Origin of the sequence: Vibrio sp. TMPB1044 (assembly GCF_030442075.1) — a bacterium.
GTDB classification, from domain to species: Bacteria; Pseudomonadota; Gammaproteobacteria; order Enterobacterales; family Vibrionaceae; genus Vibrio; species Vibrio satsumensis.
Genome location: NZ_JAUJED010000020.1, coordinates 1 through 18,047 on the forward strand (window position 1 = coordinate 1; position 18,047 = coordinate 18,047).

At 44.7% G+C, this 18,047-nt stretch carries 16 protein-coding genes; 6 read left to right on the forward strand and 10 right to left on the reverse strand.

All coding sequences use genetic code 11. From position 1 onward, the window contains the following. Window positions 1–115 precede the first annotated feature (115 nt). The 8 genes from yacG to nadC all read right to left on the reverse strand — a co-directional run bounded on the left by yacG (window position 116) and on the right by nadC (window position 7,217). Entirely contained in the window at window positions 116–313 is a 198-nt protein-coding gene (gene yacG, locus QQ041_RS13690; protein ID WP_019823814.1) for a DNA gyrase inhibitor YacG, read from the reverse strand. An 80-nt stretch (window positions 314–393) separates the two neighbouring features. After that, the gene (gene zapD, locus QQ041_RS13695) at window positions 394–1,134 is read right to left on the reverse strand and encodes a cell division protein ZapD (protein WP_076655026.1); all 741 of its coding nucleotides are present in this window, start codon (window positions 1,132–1,134) and stop codon (window positions 394–396) included. A 26-nt stretch (window positions 1,135–1,160) separates the two neighbouring features. Then, complete coding sequence (coaE, locus tag QQ041_RS13700) at window positions 1,161–1,775, reverse strand: dephospho-CoA kinase (protein ID WP_285954233.1); 615 nt, start codon at window positions 1,773–1,775, stop codon at window positions 1,161–1,163. A gap of 2 nt (window positions 1,776–1,777) precedes the next feature. Next, window positions 1,778–2,647, reverse strand: coding sequence for an A24 family peptidase (locus tag QQ041_RS13705; RefSeq protein WP_017058945.1), 870 nt, complete (start codon window positions 2,645–2,647; stop codon window positions 1,778–1,780). Window positions 2,648–2,712: 65 nt separating this feature from the next. Continuing rightward, on the reverse strand, window positions 2,713–3,942 hold the full coding sequence (locus tag QQ041_RS13710) for a type II secretion system F family protein (protein WP_285954234.1): 1,230 nt from the start codon (window positions 3,940–3,942) through the stop codon (window positions 2,713–2,715). 15 nt (window positions 3,943–3,957) lie between these two features. Continuing rightward, window positions 3,958–5,643 carry a type IV-A pilus assembly ATPase PilB gene (pilB, locus tag QQ041_RS13715; protein WP_285954235.1) on the reverse strand — a complete coding sequence of 562 codons (1,686 nt, stop codon included), beginning with the start codon at window positions 5,641–5,643 and terminating at the stop codon, window positions 3,958–3,960. After that, window positions 5,644–6,072 carry a prepilin-type N-terminal cleavage/methylation domain-containing protein gene (locus QQ041_RS13720; RefSeq protein WP_285954236.1) on the reverse strand — a complete coding sequence of 143 codons (429 nt, stop codon included), beginning with the start codon at window positions 6,070–6,072 and terminating at the stop codon, window positions 5,644–5,646. A 254-nt stretch (window positions 6,073–6,326) separates the two neighbouring features. Continuing rightward, window positions 6,327–7,217 carry a carboxylating nicotinate-nucleotide diphosphorylase gene (nadC, locus tag QQ041_RS13725; protein ID WP_285954237.1) on the reverse strand — a complete coding sequence of 297 codons (891 nt, stop codon included), beginning with the start codon at window positions 7,215–7,217 and terminating at the stop codon, window positions 6,327–6,329. A gap of 133 nt (window positions 7,218–7,350) precedes the next feature. Here nadC and ampD point away from each other — a divergent pair, with 133 nt between their 5' ends. The 5 genes from ampD (at window position 7,351) to lpdA (ending at window position 15,482) form a co-directional block, all read left to right on the forward strand. Continuing rightward, entirely contained in the window at window positions 7,351–7,899 is a 549-nt protein-coding gene (gene ampD / locus QQ041_RS13730) for a 1,6-anhydro-N-acetylmuramyl-L-alanine amidase AmpD (RefSeq protein WP_132981888.1), read from the forward strand. Window positions 7,900–8,382: 483 nt separating this feature from the next. After that, a complete protein-coding gene (pdhR, locus tag QQ041_RS13735) occupies window positions 8,383–9,144 on the forward strand; it encodes a pyruvate dehydrogenase complex transcriptional repressor PdhR (protein WP_016768209.1) in 762 nt (253 codons plus the stop codon). Between the two features lie 62 nt (window positions 9,145–9,206). Beyond that, window positions 9,207–11,870 (forward strand): pyruvate dehydrogenase (acetyl-transferring), homodimeric type, encoded by a 2,664-nt coding sequence (gene aceE, locus QQ041_RS13740; protein ID WP_086711966.1) that lies wholly within the window; start codon window positions 9,207–9,209, stop codon window positions 11,868–11,870. A 26-nt stretch (window positions 11,871–11,896) separates the two neighbouring features. Continuing rightward, window positions 11,897–13,810 (forward strand): pyruvate dehydrogenase complex dihydrolipoyllysine-residue acetyltransferase, encoded by a 1,914-nt coding sequence (gene aceF / locus QQ041_RS13745; RefSeq protein ID WP_285954238.1) that lies wholly within the window; start codon window positions 11,897–11,899, stop codon window positions 13,808–13,810. A 241-nt stretch (window positions 13,811–14,051) separates the two neighbouring features. Next, the gene (gene lpdA / locus QQ041_RS13750) at window positions 14,052–15,482 is read left to right on the forward strand and encodes a dihydrolipoyl dehydrogenase (RefSeq protein ID WP_285954239.1); all 1,431 of its coding nucleotides are present in this window, start codon (window positions 14,052–14,054) and stop codon (window positions 15,480–15,482) included. A 191-nt stretch (window positions 15,483–15,673) separates the two neighbouring features. Here the strand turns inward: lpdA and QQ041_RS13755 are convergent, their stop codons facing one another. Next, a complete protein-coding gene (locus tag QQ041_RS13755) occupies window positions 15,674–16,279 on the reverse strand; it encodes a LuxR/HapR/OpaR family quorum-sensing transcriptional regulator (RefSeq protein WP_102319888.1) in 606 nt (201 codons plus the stop codon). Between the two features lie 337 nt (window positions 16,280–16,616). On the opposite strand from QQ041_RS13755, the gene hpt reads away from it, so the two are divergent. After that, window positions 16,617–17,147, forward strand: a complete 531-nt coding sequence (gene hpt, locus QQ041_RS13760) for a hypoxanthine phosphoribosyltransferase (protein WP_017633235.1) — start codon at window positions 16,617–16,619, stop codon at window positions 17,145–17,147. A 73-nt stretch (window positions 17,148–17,220) separates the two neighbouring features. Here hpt and can read toward each other — a convergent pair whose 3' ends face one another. Next, window positions 17,221–17,889: a carbonate dehydratase gene (gene can, locus QQ041_RS13765; protein WP_285954240.1), complete on the reverse strand. Its 669-nt coding sequence runs from the start codon at window positions 17,887–17,889 to the stop codon at window positions 17,221–17,223. Window positions 17,890–18,047: the final 158 nt, after the last annotated feature.

Here is an 18,047-nt window from a genome sequence, read left to right on the forward strand (position 1 = left end):
ATCCAGTAAGAAGACATGGGACTCTAGGTGGAGTGAGTCCCATGGACTTTGAACTAATCAACTAAACCCCTGTGTCTACTTTTTAGGGGCCATATCAAATCTCGAATCTCGAATCTTAGTACTGATCTTCCGACCAACCATCGCTATCAGACATGTCTGGTGCGCCAGCGATGCTGTTTTCTTCGTCTGCCCATTCACCGAAATCAATCATCTGACATTGCTTGCTGCAAAACGGGCGGTGTGGGCTTTGTTCACCCCATTCAACGTCAGTATTACATTGAGGGCATTTAACGATGGTGATTTTCTTCGACATAGTGATTCTTAATTTGAGGGATAATAATAGTGAGTTTAGGCTCGAGTGAGGACTCAAGCCAAACTATAAAAGGAAACTGATTAGCTGCAGATCGCCAATTCAAACTCGATATCTTGAGTACAAGCTTGCCCCGTCTCAAAGCTCATGAACTTAACAGCAAAGCGGTTTTTGTGACCTGAGATCATCGGGTAGGCACCGTATTGCATTGGAATCGAAAGACGAAGGATATTCGCTTCATCGGCATCGCTCTGAAAGAAGCCAGCACGAGCGATTTGCTCTTTAAAGTGCCCTGTTTCCCTGGTGAGCTTCAACCATAGTGTTAGCGCTTCATACAGAGGCTGTAGGCTATCCATCCAAGCTTTAGCATCTCTCATTCTCTTATCGAGCGGAAGGTGCAGCCAATAATGCAGTGCGGGTAAATCAAAGCAGCATGAGCCACCTGGAAGATTAAAGCGTTGGCGAATCGCACTTAGAAAGCGGTCTTCCTTAAGTGATTGCCCGAAACGCTCTGCCTGCATCAGATCACGATAGATGTTACCAATGTCAGTAAGCAATGATGTCAGCATCTCTTGATCGACACCTTCAACATCTAACCAGCTTTTGTAGGTTACACGTTGTTTCTCAATATCTTTTGCGAGTTCGCTCTTGAGTTGGATCTGTTCGAAGATTTCAATCAGATCAAAGATGGAACGGAAAAAGAGTTGATACTGTTGAGCATCGGAAAATGTAGAAGACAAGTGTAGCTGCCTCAAGAGTGATTCGACTCTTAAGTAGATGCGTGTTTTCTCATTTAGAGGATGTTCAAATTTATGGGTGATCATCGAGCAAACCTTCATTCAACATTGTTCTATTCTGACCCATCTACAGCACTGATTGCCAGATACTTTTGATGTAAATCTGTGATTTGAGGCAAAAGTTCTTGGTTTTTAGTATGGTTTTTAATCACGTCATCTGCAACTGCTAAGCGTTGTTCTCTTGAAGCCTGTGATTTTAAAATTGATGCAACTTGTTCCCTAGAAACATTATCACGACTCATCGTTCGTTCTATTTGCACTTCTGCTGGCACATCAACGATTAATACGCGATCGGTCATGCCTTGCATTTGGTTTTCAACCAATAGCGGTGCGACTAATAAACCATACGGGGATGTGATTTTAGACAGGTCACTGTCAATTTTGTCACGGATCATGGGATGAAGAAGATCATTGAGCCACTGCTTCTCTTTAGGATCAGAGAAGATCAGCTCACGCAGCCTGCTGCGGTTGAGTGTTCCATCGTCAAGCAAGATAGACTCACCAAAGTGGTCTGTAATCTGTTTTAAGCCGTCACTGCCCAAAGCGACTACTTCACGTGCCACGATATCAGCATCAACAATATCAATATTAAAGTGTTCATTGAACAGGTTAGCGACGGTGGTTTTGCCACTTGCGATACCACCACTTAATCCGATAATGATTGCCATGGTTAAATTCCTAGTACAGAAGTGAAATACCAGCCCATGATGTCGTTGCCCCACATCAAACTCACCCAACCCGCAATCGCAAGGTAAGGTCCAAATGGAAAGGCTTTATCTATGCCTTGTTGTTTCAAGCGAAGTTGAATCAATCCGAAAACTAAGCCGACAAGTGAGGATAGAAGAATGATCATTGGGAGGTGTTGCCAACCAAGCCAAGCGCCAAGCGCAGCTAATAACTTGAAATCACCGTAACCCATGCCTTCTTTGCCTGTTAACAGCTTGAACAGCCAATAAACCGACCAAAGTGCTAGGTAACCTGCCATTGCACCAACCACGGAATCTTGAAGCGATACTGGGCTGATATTAAACAGAGCTAACGCGATACCGGACCAAACTAAAGGTAAGGTAATTTGATCAGGCAACAGCATAGTATCGAGATCGATAAAGGTTGCGGTAATCAATGCAAACGTGAAAAAAATCAAAGCAATAGCGTAGTAACTGAAACCAAAGTGGCTAGCAACCATTGTACAAAGTATTGCGGTAAGCAGTTCGACCAAAGGGTAGCGAGCGCTGATTGGATTGGCACAGCTGTGACACTTACCTTTTAAGAACAACCAGCTTAACACTGGAATATTGTCGACGATTCTTAATTGGGTTTTGCATTTCGGGCAGGTTGAACGAGGAATGCTGAGATTAAACTTTCCCTCTGGTGCTGGAATTTTATATTGAGAGAAATATTCCGAGCACTCTTGTTGCCATTCGCGTTCCATCATAATCGGTAAACGGTGTATGACTACGTTGAGGAAGCTGCCGATAAGAAGGCTAAAAATGAAAGCTAATACGGGGAATAGCCAAGGATAGTAGTGAAATACTTCCATAGTGTCCTTTACCACTTAATCAAAGTGAGCAGAGATTGCTGCTCATGAGTGTTTAGTTGCTTTAACTATCCTAACACACTCATAAGATTAAAGATCGGTAAGTACATCGCAACCACAAGCCCACCAACCACGGTGCCTAAAAACACGATGATCAGTGGCTCTAAAATCTTGCCCAAATTGTCGACAGTGTTGTCTACTTCAAACTCGTAAATCGAGGCGACTTTGTTGAGCATATCATCAAGGTTGCCAGACTCTTCACCAATCATCACCATCTGCAACACCATTTCGGGGAAGGCGTTGGTATTACGCATTGCGATATACATCGGCATGCCTGCAGCTGTTTCTCGATGAACTTCAATGATGGCTGATTCATAATGCAGATTACCTGCGGTTTTGGCTGTGGTTTTGAGGCTCATTAAAATCGGAATACCAGAGCTAAAGCTTGTTGATAAGGTTCGGCTAAATTTGGCAATAGAGGCTTTGGCTAATATGCCACCGAGAACAGGAAAACGTAGTCCTAGCCGACTGACAGACAGTCTGAACGAGTGGGAACGCTGACACAGTTGGTAAATAATCAGGACAACAAGCCCTATACCTACAGCCGTATAAAAACTGTAAGTCTGCATCCAATGGGAAAGGTAGAGTACTTGTTGAGTGAACCAAGGTAGGTCGGCGCCAAAGCCTGAAAACATCGACTCAAATTCCGGAATCACCATGGTCAGCATTAAATAAGAAACGGTCAGTGCTACCGTGACCACCATGGCAGGATAAATCAGTGCTTTGACGACTTTAGACTTTAACTGCTCGCTTTTTTCTCGATAGGTCGCTAAGCGTTCGAACACTTGTGCGAGGTTGCCGGAGAGTTCGCCTGTCGCGACCAAATCAGTATAGAGGTCATCAAAGTGACGACTTGCAGTTCGCATCGCTTTTGAGATTGGCGTGCCGGCTTCTACACCTTTGCATATGTGCGATAAAATCGATTTCATTTCTGCTTTGCGGTGATTGTCTGAGACCAACTTGATGGCTTGCACGATAGGCACGCCAGTAGCCAGCATGGTAGCGAGCTGCCGAGTTAAAATAGTGATGTCCTTGGCTTTGACTCTATGGGTTAAACGAGTGACGGCTGAGATGCTTTTCTTTTTGATTTTCTTAATCTGAATGTGCTGCTCTTTGAGCTTTTCTCGTACTTCCAATTCGGTGAGCGCTAAGGTCTGCCCAGACACTTTCTTGCCTGAGCTATTAATGCCTTTCCAGTGATAGCTTTTTAATTGTGATTGTTTGGACTTGCTACTCATTGGTGCTCCATTCGGTTATAGGTACAGAACACGTTGCAGTTCTTGATAGCTGGTGGTGCCTTCAAGCAATTTATCTAGCCCTGACTCTTGCAGAGTTCTCATGCCTTCTCGACGCGCGAGATCTTCAATCGCTAGCGCATTGGGTTGACTGATAAGGCTGGTCTTGAGCTTGTCGGTAAAAGGCATCACTTCATAGATACCCACTCGGCCTGAGTATCCCTGATTACATTCATTACACCCTTGGGGATTAGCTTTGTAGATGGTTCGGCTGTTAGGAATCGAGTGACGCAGAAATATGTCCGGTGAGTCGTCAACTTCTTTGCAATGGTTGCACAATCGTCTTGCTAGTCGTTGAGCGATAATCAAACTCAGTGATGAAGCTAGGTTAAAGGGTTCTATCCCCATATGAGCGAGTCGAGTCACGGTTTCCGCTGCAGAGTTAGTGTGCAGTGTCGAAAGCACTAAGTGACCAGTTTGCGATGCTTTGATCGCTATCTCTGCGGTTTCTAAGTCGCGGATCTCTCCAACCATTACCACATCGGGATCTTGTCGTAAAAATGATCGCAGCGCCTCAGCAAATCCAAAGTCGATCTTAGGTGTCACTTGTACCTGATTGATACCACATAGGTTAATTTCCACCGGGTCTTCAGCTGTTGAGATGTTGCGTTCCGTAGTGTTTAGCACTCTAAGGCCAGTATAAAGGGAGACGGTTTTTCCGCTGCCAGTGGGCCCTGTCATTAAGATCATCCCTTGTGGGCGTTTTAGCGCATTGAGATAGAGTGCTTTTTGGTCTTCGCTATAACCGAGCTTGTCGATATCGAGGTTGGCAGCGCTGCTATCAAGCAGTCGCAGTACTATTTTTTCTCCCCATAAAGTTGGTAGTGTAGATACACGCATATCAATTGCTAGGTCGTCATTCAGGCGCAGTTTTATACGTCCATCTTGAGGTAGGCGACGTTCGGCAATATCAAGCTTGGCGAGTATTTTAAGACGAGCAGATAAACGGCGACTTAAATGGGAAGCGGGTTGCTGTATTTCAACAAGGATGCCATCACAACGCAGGCGCACTCGGTAGTGTTCTTCATAGGGCTCAAAGTGGATATCTGATGCACCTTTGCGTACCGCATCAACCAGTATTTGATTAATAAAGCGACTGACAGGGGAGTCATCTTGACTGAGATCTTCAATCGACGCTATCTCGTCGTCAGAGACCTCAACAAGATTGGCGAGTTCATCTTGAGTGATCTCTTTGCGTTTAGAATCTTGCCCGGAAATAGATCGGCCATACAGTTTTCTTATTGCCCCTTCTAATTCGGAGTGGTTGGCGACAACCGATTCGATCTGTAATCCTGTCGCAAATCGAAAGTCATCTTCCGCTTGTAAATCGGTCGGGTCAGCAGAGGCGAGTGTGAGAGTCGAGCTAGAGACTGAAATCGGGATAGCACGATACTTGGTGATTAGCTCGCGAAGCCCTAATTGGTCGCACAAGACTTCATAATCAACATTGGCAAGCTGCACTAACGGCAAACCGAAAATGGTTTTTATGTTGTTTGCTAAGGAATCACCTGTGAAGAGCTCAAGAACGAGCAGAGCTTCAGGTGTCGAAACACCTGAAGCTTGCACATGTTCCGCCACGGCTTGTTCTTGAGTCAGGCTAAGTAATCCAGCCTGACGGAGGATGGTTGGGAGGTTGGTTACCACCTATGAGCAGCCTTTTGGAGCATCAAGACTACTTGGAACAGGAACCAGAGCACACGTCCAACCTGAACCTGAATCTCTAGTGTATGTAAATATAGAACCAGCTACGGCGCCGTCTACGTGAGTAAATGTTATAGCTGTTGCTGTAGAAGTTGACGTTACCCCTATAGTACCTAAACTATTTGCGCCAGCTGACACCCCTAGGTCGCTAGGTTGAGCTCCTGATAAAGACCCATTTTCTTGCACATAAAGTTCTGCAGGGGTTAAGACCGATTTTATAGTGGCGAACCCTGAAGCTAGTTCACTTTTAGATACATAATCTTTATAAGCAGGTACCGCAATCGCAGACAATACACCGATAATCGCCACCACGATCATCAATTCAATCAGCGTGAAACCTTTCTGATTTGTTCTTTTGTTCTGGTTATTCATTCTTCTCATTCCATTCTTTAGTTTGTTTCAGTGCAGGCACTGGTTGATGGAAAGAATAGAAGTCGAGATGTGGAAGTGGAATGGCGTTCAGGTGCGGTCGCGAGTGGTTTAGTATTTATTAGTGCAGTGTTTCATATAGCACGCAAATTTATGCGATCAACTTAAATAACTGCTTGAAATACTGATAATTAAGGCAATAAAAGAGGCACTGCTATCAACAGTGCCCTTAGGGAAACTATTTACTATTCAGTAAATTACGCTTTGAATCTCATTGATAGATCCATGGCTTTAAGGTGTTTAGTTAACGCGCCTACAGAGATGTAATCAACACCCGTTTCAGCGAACTCAGCGATGGTATCTAGCGTCACGTTACCAGAGTTTTCTAGTGCTGCACGTCCAGCGTTGATTTTAACTGCTTCACGCATCATATCTGTGGTGAAGTTGTCTAGCATGATGATGTCTGCGCCAGCGCTGATCGCTTGCTCTAGTTCTGCTAGGCTTTCCGTTTCTACTTCCACAGGTTTACCAGGGTTTAGCTCTTTTGCTGTAGAGATAGCTTTCTCAATGCCACCACAAGCGATGATGTGGTTTTCTTTGATTAGGTAAGCGTCGAAAACACCGATACGGTGGTTGAAGCCACCGCCACACGCTACAGCGTATTTTAGTGCACTACGTAGACCAGGGATAGTTTTACGAGTATCTAACAGACGGCACTCTGTGTGTTTGATTTTGTCTGCGTAGATAGCAGTTGCCGTCGCACAACCAGACAGTGTTTGAATGAAGTTCATTGCGTTACGCTCACCCGTTAATAGCGCGCGTGCTGGGCCTGTTAGCGTGCAAAGCGTTTGGTTTGGTTCAACCTTGTCGCCATCTTCTACATTCCACTCGATAGTCACTTCACCGCCCAGTTGCTTAAACACTTCATCAGCCCAAGCTTTACCACAGAACACGCCGTGCTCACGGGTAATGATGGTTGCACTGTTGACTGCGTCTGCAGGGATTAGACTTGCCGTAATATCAGCCGCTGGATCTAACGTTCCACCTAGATCTTCTTTGATGGTCTCAGCGACTGCACGAGTGATCTCTAGAGGCAGTTGCTGTTTTAAGTAGTCAAGGCGTTGGTGGCTGTTATGTGTGTTTTTCATCGCAAATCTAATCTTGAAAGGGAGTGGGAATGGAATGATACTCTTGCTTAACTTCAAATTAAAGAGGCTAGCGCGACTGCTCTATGGGCAAGGTCACAATCTATGTGCTGGCAAAAAAGAAAGTGAGACCAAGATGACGATCTGCTCCAATGGATGGTACGACAACGCTCGGCATGTTCCTTCCCCATATTTTGATACAAGACCAAGTGTCGATGATATCTCTCTGCTGGTGGTTCACAATATTAGTTTGCCTCCGGGTCAATTTGGTGGGCCTTACATCGAACAGTTTTTTACAGGTAATCTAGACCCGTCAGCACACCCATTTTTTAAGGTGATTCACCAAATGGGCGTATCAGCACACTGCTTAATTCGTCGTGATGGTGAGGTTGTTCAGTTTGTTTCGTTTCTTGACCGTGCTTGGCATGCCGGTCAGTCGAGCTTTGCAGGTAGAGAGCGGTGTAATGATTACTCGATTGGTATTGAACTGGAAGGCAGTGACTTTGTCGCCTATACAGAGCAGCAGTATCAAGCCTTGACTGAGCTAACGGAAAAACTGGTATCAAGCTTTCCTCAGATCACTAATGAACGTATCACTGGCCATCAATACATAGCACCTTTACGCAAAACAGACCCAGGTTTGGTCTTCGACTGGACAAAATTTAAAGGTAAATTGCGCTTCTAATTCCTCACCTTCTTCATGGCTCTACCAATTACAGAGCCTTGCTTAATCAACGTTTAGCATAACCACTTGTGAATTTTTGTTGTTGCTATGTAAAGAAAGTGGTGGAGGGAAGAGCAGCAATAAACCAAGAGTGTGACGAGCTTATCAAACGCCCATTTGTTAAAGGTTATGAACAGGATTTCCATCCTAAATGTGCGTTTGGTTTGATTTTTAAACAAGTGACACTAATCTTTCTGAAACAATTCATTTTTATCCTGAAATTTTCTAGCACGAAACCTCCCCAAAAGTATTAGCCCTGTAAATGGTAAGACCAATTTGGTTGCCGTTTTAAATTTCATTTGTTAAGTCACGGTTAATTCACCCTGCATTCTATGATGCAGGTCAATTTTACACTGGACAGTAGCGTTTTAATTATGTTAATTTCTGCCCAACTTAAAATTGGTATTACCAATTGTCAGCGAAGAAAAAGAAGAACAACAAACTATGGCTTATCAAAGGATTCGTCAGCCAAAACTCTCCGATGTTATCGAACAAGAGTTAGAAAGGTTGATAGTGGAAGGAACACTGGCTCCTGGGCAGCAGCTGCCGCCTGAGCGCGAACTGGCGAAACAGTTCGATGTGTCTCGTCCTTCAATCCGAGAAGCGATACAACGTTTAGAAGCAAAACGCTTGCTTACTCGCCGTCAAGGTGGGGGGACGTTTGTTAGCGAAAATATCTGGAAAAGCTTTTCAGATCCTTTGCTTAATTTGTTGTCCTCCCATTCTGAAACCCAACTAGACTTGTTGGAATCGCGTCACGCGATGGAAGGGATTTCGGCTTACTTCGCGGCATTGCGTGGCACTGATGAAGACTTTGCTCGTATTCAAGCATGCCAAGAAAAGATTCATGGCGCGCAAGATAAAGGTGATATTGAAGCCGAATCAGCAGCGGTGATGGCTTTTCTTATTGCTTTAACAGAGGCCGCGCACAATGTGGTGTTATTACACATTGTTCGTAGTTTGGCTCCGTTACTCGAACAAAACGTCTTAGAGAATTTAAAGCTGTTGCATCGTCGTAAAGACGTTGTGGAGAAAGTGAGTATACATCGAGCTAACATTGTAGATGCGATCGTTTCAGGACAGCCAGAACAGGCGCGTGAAATGTCACACTCTCATTTAGCTTATATCGAAGAAACATTGCTGGATTTGACCAAAGAAGAATCGCGCCGCGAACGTTCTTTACGTCGAATTCAACAGGGTAAATAGCCGTAATACTTCGGCTTTTTACGTGTTTAGTAGAATCCAACTAACAAAAAGGATAGATCGCCATGTCTGACATGAAGCATGACGTTGATGCTCTGGAAACTCAAGATTGGTTAGAAGCTCTTGAGTCAGTAGTACGTGAAGAAGGTGTAGAACGTGCACAGTTTTTACTAGAACAAGTTCTAGATAAAGCGCGTTTAGATGGTGTTGATATGGCTACAGGCATCAACACAAACTACATCAACACAATTCCAGCAGCACAAGAGCCAGCTTACCCTGGTGACGTAACTCTTGAGCGTCGTATTCGTTCGATTATTCGCTGGAACGCAATCATGATCGTATTGCGCGCTTCTAAGAAAGACCTAGACCTTGGTGGTCACATGGCTTCTTACCAGTCAGCAGCAGCGTTCTACGAAGTATGTTTCAACCACTTCTTCCGTGCTCCAAACGAGACTGACGGTGGCGATCTAGTTTACTACCAAGGTCACATCTCTCCAGGTATCTACTCTCGTGCATTCGTTGAAGGTCGTCTAACTGAAGAGCAGCTAGATAACTTCCGTCAAGAAGTTGATGGTAAAGGTATCCCTTCTTACCCGCACCCTAAACTGATGCCTGAGTTCTGGCAGTTCCCTACAGTATCTATGGGTCTAGGTCCGATCTCTGCGATCTACCAAGCTCGTTTCCTTAAGTACCTAGAAGGCCGTGGTCTTAAAGATACTTCCGCGCAACGCGTATACGCGTTCCTAGGCGACGGTGAGATGGATGAGCCAGAATCACGTGGTGCTATCTCTTTCGCTGCGCGTGAGAAGCTAGATAACCTATGTTTCCTAATCAACTGTAACCTACAGCGTCTAGATGGCCCTGTAATGGGTAACGGTAGCATCATCCAAGAACTTGAAGGCCTATTTAAAGGTGCAGGTTGGAACGTTGTTAAAGTTATCTGGGGTAGCAACTGGGATTCTCTACTAGCTAAAGACACTACTGGTAAGCTTCTTCAACTAATGAACGAAACTATCGATGGTGACTACCAGACATTCAAATCTAAAGATGGCGCATACGTACGTGAGCACTTCTTTGGTAAGTACCCAGAAACAGCTGCACTAGTTGCAGACATGACTGACGACCAAATCTTCGAACTGAAGCGTGGTGGTCACGATTCTTCTAAGCTGTTCGCTGCATTCAACAATGCAAAAGAGACAGGTGGCAAACCAACAGTAATCCTAGCTAAAACAGTTAAAGGTTACGGCATGGGTGAAGCTGCAGAAGGTAAGAACATCGCTCACGGTGTTAAGAAGATGGACATGACTCACGTACAATATCTACGTGACCGTCTAGGTCTACAAGATCTACTTTCTGATGAGAAAGTATCTGAGCTTCCTTACCTGACTTTGGAAGAAGGTTCTGCTGAGTACGAATACTTACATGCTCGTCGTAAAGCCCTACAAGGTTACACGCCAGCACGTCTGCCTAAGTTCACTCAAGAATTCAAAGTTCCTGAGCTAGACGCATTCGCACCTCTACTAGGTGAACAGAAGCGTGATATCTCTACAACTATGGCTTATGTACGTACGCTAAACATCCTACTGAAAGACAAAAACATCGGTAAGAACATCGTTCCTATCATCTGTGATGAAGCTCGTACATTCGGTATGGAAGGTCTATTCCGTCAGGTTGGTATCTACAACCCACACGGTCAAGAATACACACCTGAAGATAAAGGCATCGTTTCTTACTACAAAGAAGCAACGTCTGGTCAAGTACTTCAAGAAGGTATCAACGAGCTAGGTTCTATGGCTTCATGGGTTGCAGCTGCAACTTCATACAGCACGAACGACCTACCAATGATCCCGTTCTACATCTACTACTCAATGTTCGGTTTCCAACGTATTGGTGACATGGCATGGCTAGCGGGTGACCAACAAGCTCGTGGCTTCCTACTAGGTGCTACAGCTGGTCGTACAACACTGAACGGTGAAGGTCTACAGCACGAAGATGGTCACTCGCACATTCAAGCGAACACGATCCCTAACTGTATCTCTTACGACCCAACGTTCGCTTATGAGCTAGCAGTAATCATGCAAGACGGTATCCGTCGCATGTACGGTCCTGAGCAAGAGAACGTTTACTACTACCTAACAGTAATGAACGAGAACTACGCAATGCCAGCAATGCCAGAAGGCGCTGAAGAAGGCATCCGTAAGGGTATCTACAAGCTTGAATCTCACGCTGGTGCTAAGGGCAAAGTTCAACTAATGAGCTCTGGTACTATCATGAACGAAGCGCGTAAAGCCGCTGAAATTCTAAGCGAAGAGTACGGCGTAGCATCTGACGTATTCTCAGTAACGTCGTTCAACGAACTAACTCGTGACGGCCAAGCGGTAGAGCGTGACAACATGCTTCACCCAGAAGCTGAAGAGAAAGTACCGTACATCACGACTGTTCTTGGTAAAGAACCTGCAATCGCAGTGACTGACTACATGAAGAACTACGCTGAGCAAGTACGTGCGTACATGCCAACTGAGTCTTACAAAGTACTTGGTACAGATGGTTTCGGCCGCTCTGATAGCCGTGCAAACCTACGTCGTCACTTCGAAGTTAACGCTGGCTACATCGTAGTTGCAGCTCTAACTGAACTGGCTAAACGTGGTGACATCGAGAAATCAGTAGTTGTTGAAGCAATTGCTAAGTTCGATATCGACACTGAAAAAACTAACCCGCAATACGCATAAGACTGGCATTAAGGTAGGTAAATACAATGACAATCGAAATTAATGTACCAGACATCGGTGCTGACGAGGTTGAAGTAACTGAGATTCTTGTAAACGTTGGCGACAAGGTTGAAGAAGAGCAGTCACTGATTACTGTTGAAGGCGACAAAGCTTCAATGGAAGTTCCAGCGTCTCAAGCGGGTATCGTTAAAGAAATCAAAGTAGCAGAAGGCGATTCTGTTTCTACTGGTTCTCTTATCATGATCTTCGAAGCGGAAGGTGCTGCAGCAGCACCGGCTGCGCCAGCAGTTGAAGCGGCGGCACCAGTTGCTGCAGCTCCTGCAGCGGCAGCCCCTTCTGTTGCGAACGAACTGAAAGAAGTTCACGTACCAGATATCGGCGGTGATGAAGTTGAAGTAACTGAAATCATGGTTGCTATCGGTGACGCAGTAGAAGAAGAGCAATCTCTTCTTACTGTTGAAGGTGACAAGGCTTCAATGGAAGTTCCTGCACCATTCGCTGGTATCGTTAAAGAAATTAAGATCGCTTCTGGTGATTCAGTTTCTACTGGCTCTCTAGTAATGGTATTCGAAGTAGCTGGTTCAGCACCTGCAGCAGCTCCGGCTCCTGCGGCGGCAGCACCAGTTGCAGCGGCTCCAGCAGCGTCTGCTGAGAAAGAAGTAAACGTTCCTGATATCGGTGGCGACGAAGTAGAAGTTACTGAAATCATGGTAGCGGTTGGCGATACAGTAGAAGAAGAGCAATCTCTAATTACTGTTGAAGGCGACAAAGCTTCAATGGAAGTTCCTGCACCATTCGCTGGTACAGTAAAAGAGATCAAGATTGCAGCTGGCGACAAAGTGTCAACTGGCTCTCTAATCATGACTTTCGTTGTGGCCGGCACTCCGGTTGAAGGCGCAGCTCCTGTTGCAGCACCTGCACAAGCAGCAGCTCCAGCGGCGGCACCTGCTCCTAAAGCTGAAGCACCTGCAGCGGCTCCAGCTGGTGGCGACTTCCAAGAGAACGGTGACTACGCGCACGCTTCTCCAGTTGTTCGTCGTCTTGCTCGTGAATTTGGCGTTAACCTTTCTAAGGTTAAAGGTACTGGTCGTAAGAGCCGTATCCTTAAAGAAGACGTTCAGTCTTACGTTAAAGATGCACTTAAGCGTCTAGAGTCTGGTGCAGCAGCATCTGGCAAAGGCGGCGACGGTTCTGCTCTTGGTCTACTACCATGGCCAAAAGTTGACTTCAGCAAGTTCGGCGAAACTGAAGTTCAGAAACTTTCTAAGATCAAGAAGATCTCTGGCGCAAACCTACACCGTAACTGGGTAATGATTCCTCACGTTACACAGTGGGATAACGCAGACATTACTGAGCTAGAAGCATTCCGTAAAGAACAGAACGCAATCGAAGCGAAGAAAGACACTGGCATGAAGATCACTCCACTTGTGTTCATCATGAAAGCTGTTGCTAAAGCGCTAGAAGCATTCCCAGCGTTTAACTCTTCTCTTTCTGAAGATGGTGAAAGCATCATTCTTAAGAAGTACGTAAACGTGGGTATCGCTGTTGATACACCAAACGGTCTAGTTGTTCCTGTATTCAAAGACGTGAACAAGAAAGGCATTTACGAGCTATCTGAAGAGCTAATGGCTGTTTCTAAGAAAGCACGTTCTGGTAAGCTAACAGCGGCAGACATGCAAGGCGGTTGTTTCACAATCTCTAGCCTTGGTGGTATTGGCGGTACTGCATTTACTCCAATCGTAAATGCTCCAGAAGTAGGTATCCTAGGTGTATCTAAGTCTGAAATTAAGCCAGTTTGGAACGGTAAAGAGTTCCAACCACGTCTACAGCTTCCACTGTCTCTATCATACGACCACCGTGTGATCGATGGTGCTGAAGGTGCACGCTTCATTACTTTCCTAAACAGCGCACTATCTGACATTCGTCGTCTAGTACTGTAATTGAGAAAGTAATTATTAAGGTGGCTTTCGGGTCACCTTAATTCTTTATATAAAGACTATTTTTAGAGAACAGTTTCCCGCATTTCTCATAAAGCGGAAGGGAATTGTTGTCTAGCTCACAGGCTAACTTAAAGCTACTTTCACACTGTTAACATCTCTGTAAAATGTTTCCTGTTTGAAAGCCCAATAATTTAAGAACATCTACTCAGCCTGTTAGGGATAATGACTACAAGAGGTCACAATGAGCAAAGAAATTAAAGCCCAAGTTGTTGTACTTGGTTCAGGTCCTGCTGGTTACTCAGCGGCATTCCGTTGTGCGGATTTAGGTCTAGAAACAGTACTAGTTGAACGTTACAGCACTCTTGGTGGTGTATGTCTAAACGTTGGTTGTATTCCATCAAAAGCACTTCTTCACGTTTCTAAAGTAATCGAAGAAGCTAAAGCGATGGCAGAGCACGGCGTTGTATTCGGCGAGCCACAAACGGACATCAGCAAGATCCGTATCTGGAAAGAAAAAGTAGTAGACCAACTAACTGGCGGTCTTGGTGGTATGGCTAAGATGCGTAACGTTACTGTTGTTAACGGTTTCGGTAAGTTCACAGGTCCTAACAGCATTCTTGTTGAAGGCGAAGGCGAAGCAACAACGGTTAACTTCGACAACGCAATCATTGCTGCGGGTTCTCGCCCAATCAAGCTTCCTTTCATCCCACATGAAGACCCACGTATTTGGGATTCTACGGATGCACTTGAGCTAAACGAAGTTCCTGAGAAACTGCTTATCATGGGCGGTGGTATCATCGGTCTTGAAATGGGTACGGTTTACCACTCTCTAGGTTCTAAAGTAGACGTAGTTGAGATGTTCGACCAAGTTATCCCTGCTGCGGATAAAGACATCGTTAAAGTCTTCACTAAGCGTATTAAAAACAAGTTCAAGCTAATGCTTGAAACTAAAGTAACAGCTGTTGAAGCGAAAGAAGACGGTATCTACGTTTCAATGGAAGGCAAAAAAGCACCTGCTGAAGCTGAGCGTTACGATGCTGTTCTTGTTGCTATCGGTCGTGTTCCAAACGGTGCACTTATCGACGCTGAAAAAGCAGGTATCGAAGTTGATGAGCGCGGTTTCATCAATGTTGATAAGCAAATGCGTACTAACGTTCCTCACATCCACGCGATCGGTGACGTTGTTGGCCAACCAATGCTTGCTCACAAAGGTGTGCATGAAGGTCACGTAGCTGCTGAAGTTATCTCTGGTAAGAAGCACTACTTCGACCCTAAAGTAATCCCATCAATTGCGTACACTGAGCCAGAAGTTGCTTGGGTAGGTAAGACTGAGAAAGAAGCGAAAGCGGAAGGCCTAAACTACGAAGTTGCTACTTTCCCTTGGGCTGCTTCTGGTCGTGCAATCGCTTCTGACTGTGCAGACGGTATGACTAAGATGATCTTCGATAAAGAGACTCATCGCGTAATCGGTGGTGCTGTTGTTGGTACTAACGGTGGTGAACTTCTTGGTGAAATCGGCCTAGCAATCGAAATGGGTTGTGACGCAGAAGATATCGCTCTTACTATCCACGCTCACCCAACTCTACACGAGTCTGTTGGTCTAGCTGCGGAAGTATTCGAAGGTTCAATCACTGACCTTCCAAACAAAAAAGCTGTGAAAAAGAAGAAGTAATTCTTTCTTAGCCACTCGCTAATGTTTTTAAAGCCGCTGATTCGTCAGCGGCTTTTTTATGTCTGAAGAAAAGAGCAGTAACGTTTCACTCCGAGATGCGAGTTCGCTGCGCTTCGGGATGCTAAGAGACATTTCATTCTACAAAAAAGGGTTGACCTATGTAGGCCAACCCTTAAATTATTTACTCGAATCTACTTATAAATGCACAGCATGTTCAAGTAGCTATCTGTTAAGCTTGAAAGCTCTTCAGGTGTTTCTACACGTTTCGCTTGGATGAATAGCGAGTAGCAGATGCCGTGGAATAGGTTCGCTAGATGTTTAGGGTCGTGATCGTCACAAACTTCGCTGCGCTCAATTGCTTTGCTAAACATGTTTTGTACTAACATTTGGTTGGTGCGGTTAGTTGTTACGAACAGTGGCCATACTTCATCACGAGTTGAAGCGCTCCATTCGAACCATACGTTTAACCAATGGCTATCTTGAGCCACTAACGTCACCATTTCAGTCGCAATATTATGTAGGTTTTGTTTTGCGTGAATATCCAGATCGATATTGTCTGAAAGGAAGTTAGAGAATTGGCGTACAACGTGATTTAGCACTTCATCAACCAGATCTTCACGGGTAGGGAAGTAGTTAAATACGGTTGCTACAGACACCTGAGCGATGTCTGCAATATCAGCGTGTCCACCACGACCGATACCGCGGCGAGAGAATACCTCAAGAGCGATTTCCATCAATTGAAGTTTTCTTTTTAAAGGTGAAAGCCTAGTTCTAGGTCTCTTAGATATTGAGTCCATTTTGTTTTCCTTGCCAACGAAATTTTTATATTAATGATTTTATTATTATTTAAGCCAAGATGAGTGTAATGGTGCATATGCGAATGGTCAATCCTTTCAGCTTGTTTTATAGACAGTTACATCAAACTTGATACATAAAGCGTGATCAGCATTGATGTGAAAGGAGACGAGTATTGGATAAGGCACCAGCGCACATTTCATTGAGAATCTGACAGTAAATTCGAACCATAAGGTGGTGTGGGTATTTGAGCAGTGCTAGACTTACGCACAAAATTGAGCGACACAACTGACGAAACTGTCAACATTCGTCGCAATCACCAAATAAAATGAGAGCAGTATGAAGCATACAGTTGAAGTCATGATCTCTGAGCAAGAAGTTCAGGATCGAGTGAACGAACTAGGCAAACAGATCACGGAACACTACAAGGGTAGTGAAGATCTAGTTTTAGTTGGCTTATTGCGTGGATCTTTTGTCTTTATGGCGGATCTTGCTCGTGCTATCGATTTAACTCACCAAGTTGATTTCATGACCGCGTCTAGCTACGGTAACGGCATGGAAAGCTCACGTGATGTTCGTATTTTGAAAGACCTTGATGATGATATCCAAGGTAAAGATGTTCTACTTGTAGAAGATATTATCGATACGGGTAACACGCTGACTAAAGTGAAAGAGATTCTAAGCCTACGTGGTCCTAAGTCTATCGAAATTTGTACGCTATTAGACAAACCTTCTCGCCGTGAAGTGACTGTAGATACAAAGTGGATTGGTTTTGAAATCCCAGACGAGTTCGTTGTTGGTGTTGGTATCGACTACGCACAAAAATATCGTCACCTACCATACATCGGTAAGGTAGTACCTCAAGAGTAATCATTACGCTTGTCGGTTAGAAGTCATTAAAAAGCCCGCATATGCGGGCTTTTTGTATTTATTACGGAAGGGGCTAGCTTTTTTGACTAAGCAGAGGCGTTGCTAAGATCTTATTTAATGCCTCTAAGTGACTGTTCTCTAGGGTATCGTTACTTGAGCAACGTACGCCAAGGTCTTGCAGCTTGCCATCGCCAATACCATAAACCACACCGTGGATTTCAACTTCTTGGCCACGCTCCCACGCACTTTGCATAATGGTTGAGTTGCCTAGGTTATAAACTTGCTCTGCGACGTTAATTTCGCACAGCTTATCACCCCATTGCTCACGAGGCAGCCCCTCGATTTGCTTACGGTATTTTAGGTAGTTGTCACGGATGTGAAGTAACCAGTTATTGATAAGGCCAAGTTTAGGGTTATCAATCGCCGCGTTAACACCACCACAGCCATAGTGACCACAGACAATAATGTGTTTAACTTTGAGTACATCGACGGCGTACTGCACAACTGAGAGGCAGTTTAAGTCGGTATGAACCACTTGGTTCGCCACATTTCGGTGAACAAACAGTTCGCCAGAATACAAACCAGTGAGACGCTCGGCCGGAACACGGCTATCTGAGCAGCCTATCCATAGAAAACCGGGGCTTTGACCCTCTTCAAGCGTTGTAAAATACTCAGGTCGTTGAGAGCGAATTTCTTCTGACCATTTAGAGTTGTTTTCAAAAAGCTGTTTAATCTCTGGCATTTTGCGTCTTACATCCCTTAATTAAGAATCTCAACTATACACAATGTTACAAATTCAATCTCGTAAAAACTGTGTCAAATAGTACTCATCTGATGTGTACTAGTCGTTAAAATCATTAACTTAGTGTAGAAGCTATGATCCGGTTATAAGACATGAAT

Excerpts from the sequence above, each read along its gene's own strand:
- yacG (WP_019823814.1), bottom strand. The coding sequence starts at position 313 with ATGTCGAAGAAAATCACCATCGTTAAATGCCCTCAATGTAATACTGAC.
- zapD (WP_076655026.1), bottom strand. The coding sequence starts at position 1,134 with ATGATCACCCATAAATTTGAACATCCTCTAAATGAGAAAACACGCATC.
- coaE (WP_285954233.1), bottom strand. The coding sequence starts at position 1,775 with ATGGCAATCATTATCGGATTAAGTGGTGGTATCGCAAGTGGCAAAACC.
- QQ041_RS13705 (WP_017058945.1), bottom strand. The coding sequence starts at position 2,647 with ATGGAAGTATTTCACTACTATCCTTGGCTATTCCCCGTATTAGCTTTC.
- QQ041_RS13710 (WP_285954234.1), bottom strand. The coding sequence starts at position 3,942 with ATGAGTAGCAAGTCCAAACAATCACAATTAAAAAGCTATCACTGGAAA.
- QQ041_RS13720 (WP_285954236.1), bottom strand. The coding sequence starts at position 6,072 with ATGAATAACCAGAACAAAAGAACAAATCAGAAAGGTTTCACGCTGATT.
- nadC (WP_285954237.1), bottom strand. The coding sequence starts at position 7,217 with ATGAAAAACACACATAACAGCCACCAACGCCTTGACTACTTAAAACAG.
- ampD (WP_132981888.1), top strand. The coding sequence starts at position 7,351 with ATGACGATCTGCTCCAATGGATGGTACGACAACGCTCGGCATGTTCCT.
- pdhR (WP_016768209.1), top strand. The coding sequence starts at position 8,383 with ATGGCTTATCAAAGGATTCGTCAGCCAAAACTCTCCGATGTTATCGAA.
- aceE (WP_086711966.1), top strand. The coding sequence starts at position 9,207 with ATGTCTGACATGAAGCATGACGTTGATGCTCTGGAAACTCAAGATTGG.
- aceF (WP_285954238.1), top strand. The coding sequence starts at position 11,897 with ATGACAATCGAAATTAATGTACCAGACATCGGTGCTGACGAGGTTGAA.
- lpdA (WP_285954239.1), top strand. The coding sequence starts at position 14,052 with ATGAGCAAAGAAATTAAAGCCCAAGTTGTTGTACTTGGTTCAGGTCCT.
- QQ041_RS13755 (WP_102319888.1), bottom strand. The coding sequence starts at position 16,279 with ATGGACTCAATATCTAAGAGACCTAGAACTAGGCTTTCACCTTTAAAA.
- hpt (WP_017633235.1), top strand. The coding sequence starts at position 16,617 with ATGAAGCATACAGTTGAAGTCATGATCTCTGAGCAAGAAGTTCAGGAT.
- can (WP_285954240.1), bottom strand. The coding sequence starts at position 17,889 with ATGCCAGAGATTAAACAGCTTTTTGAAAACAACTCTAAATGGTCAGAA.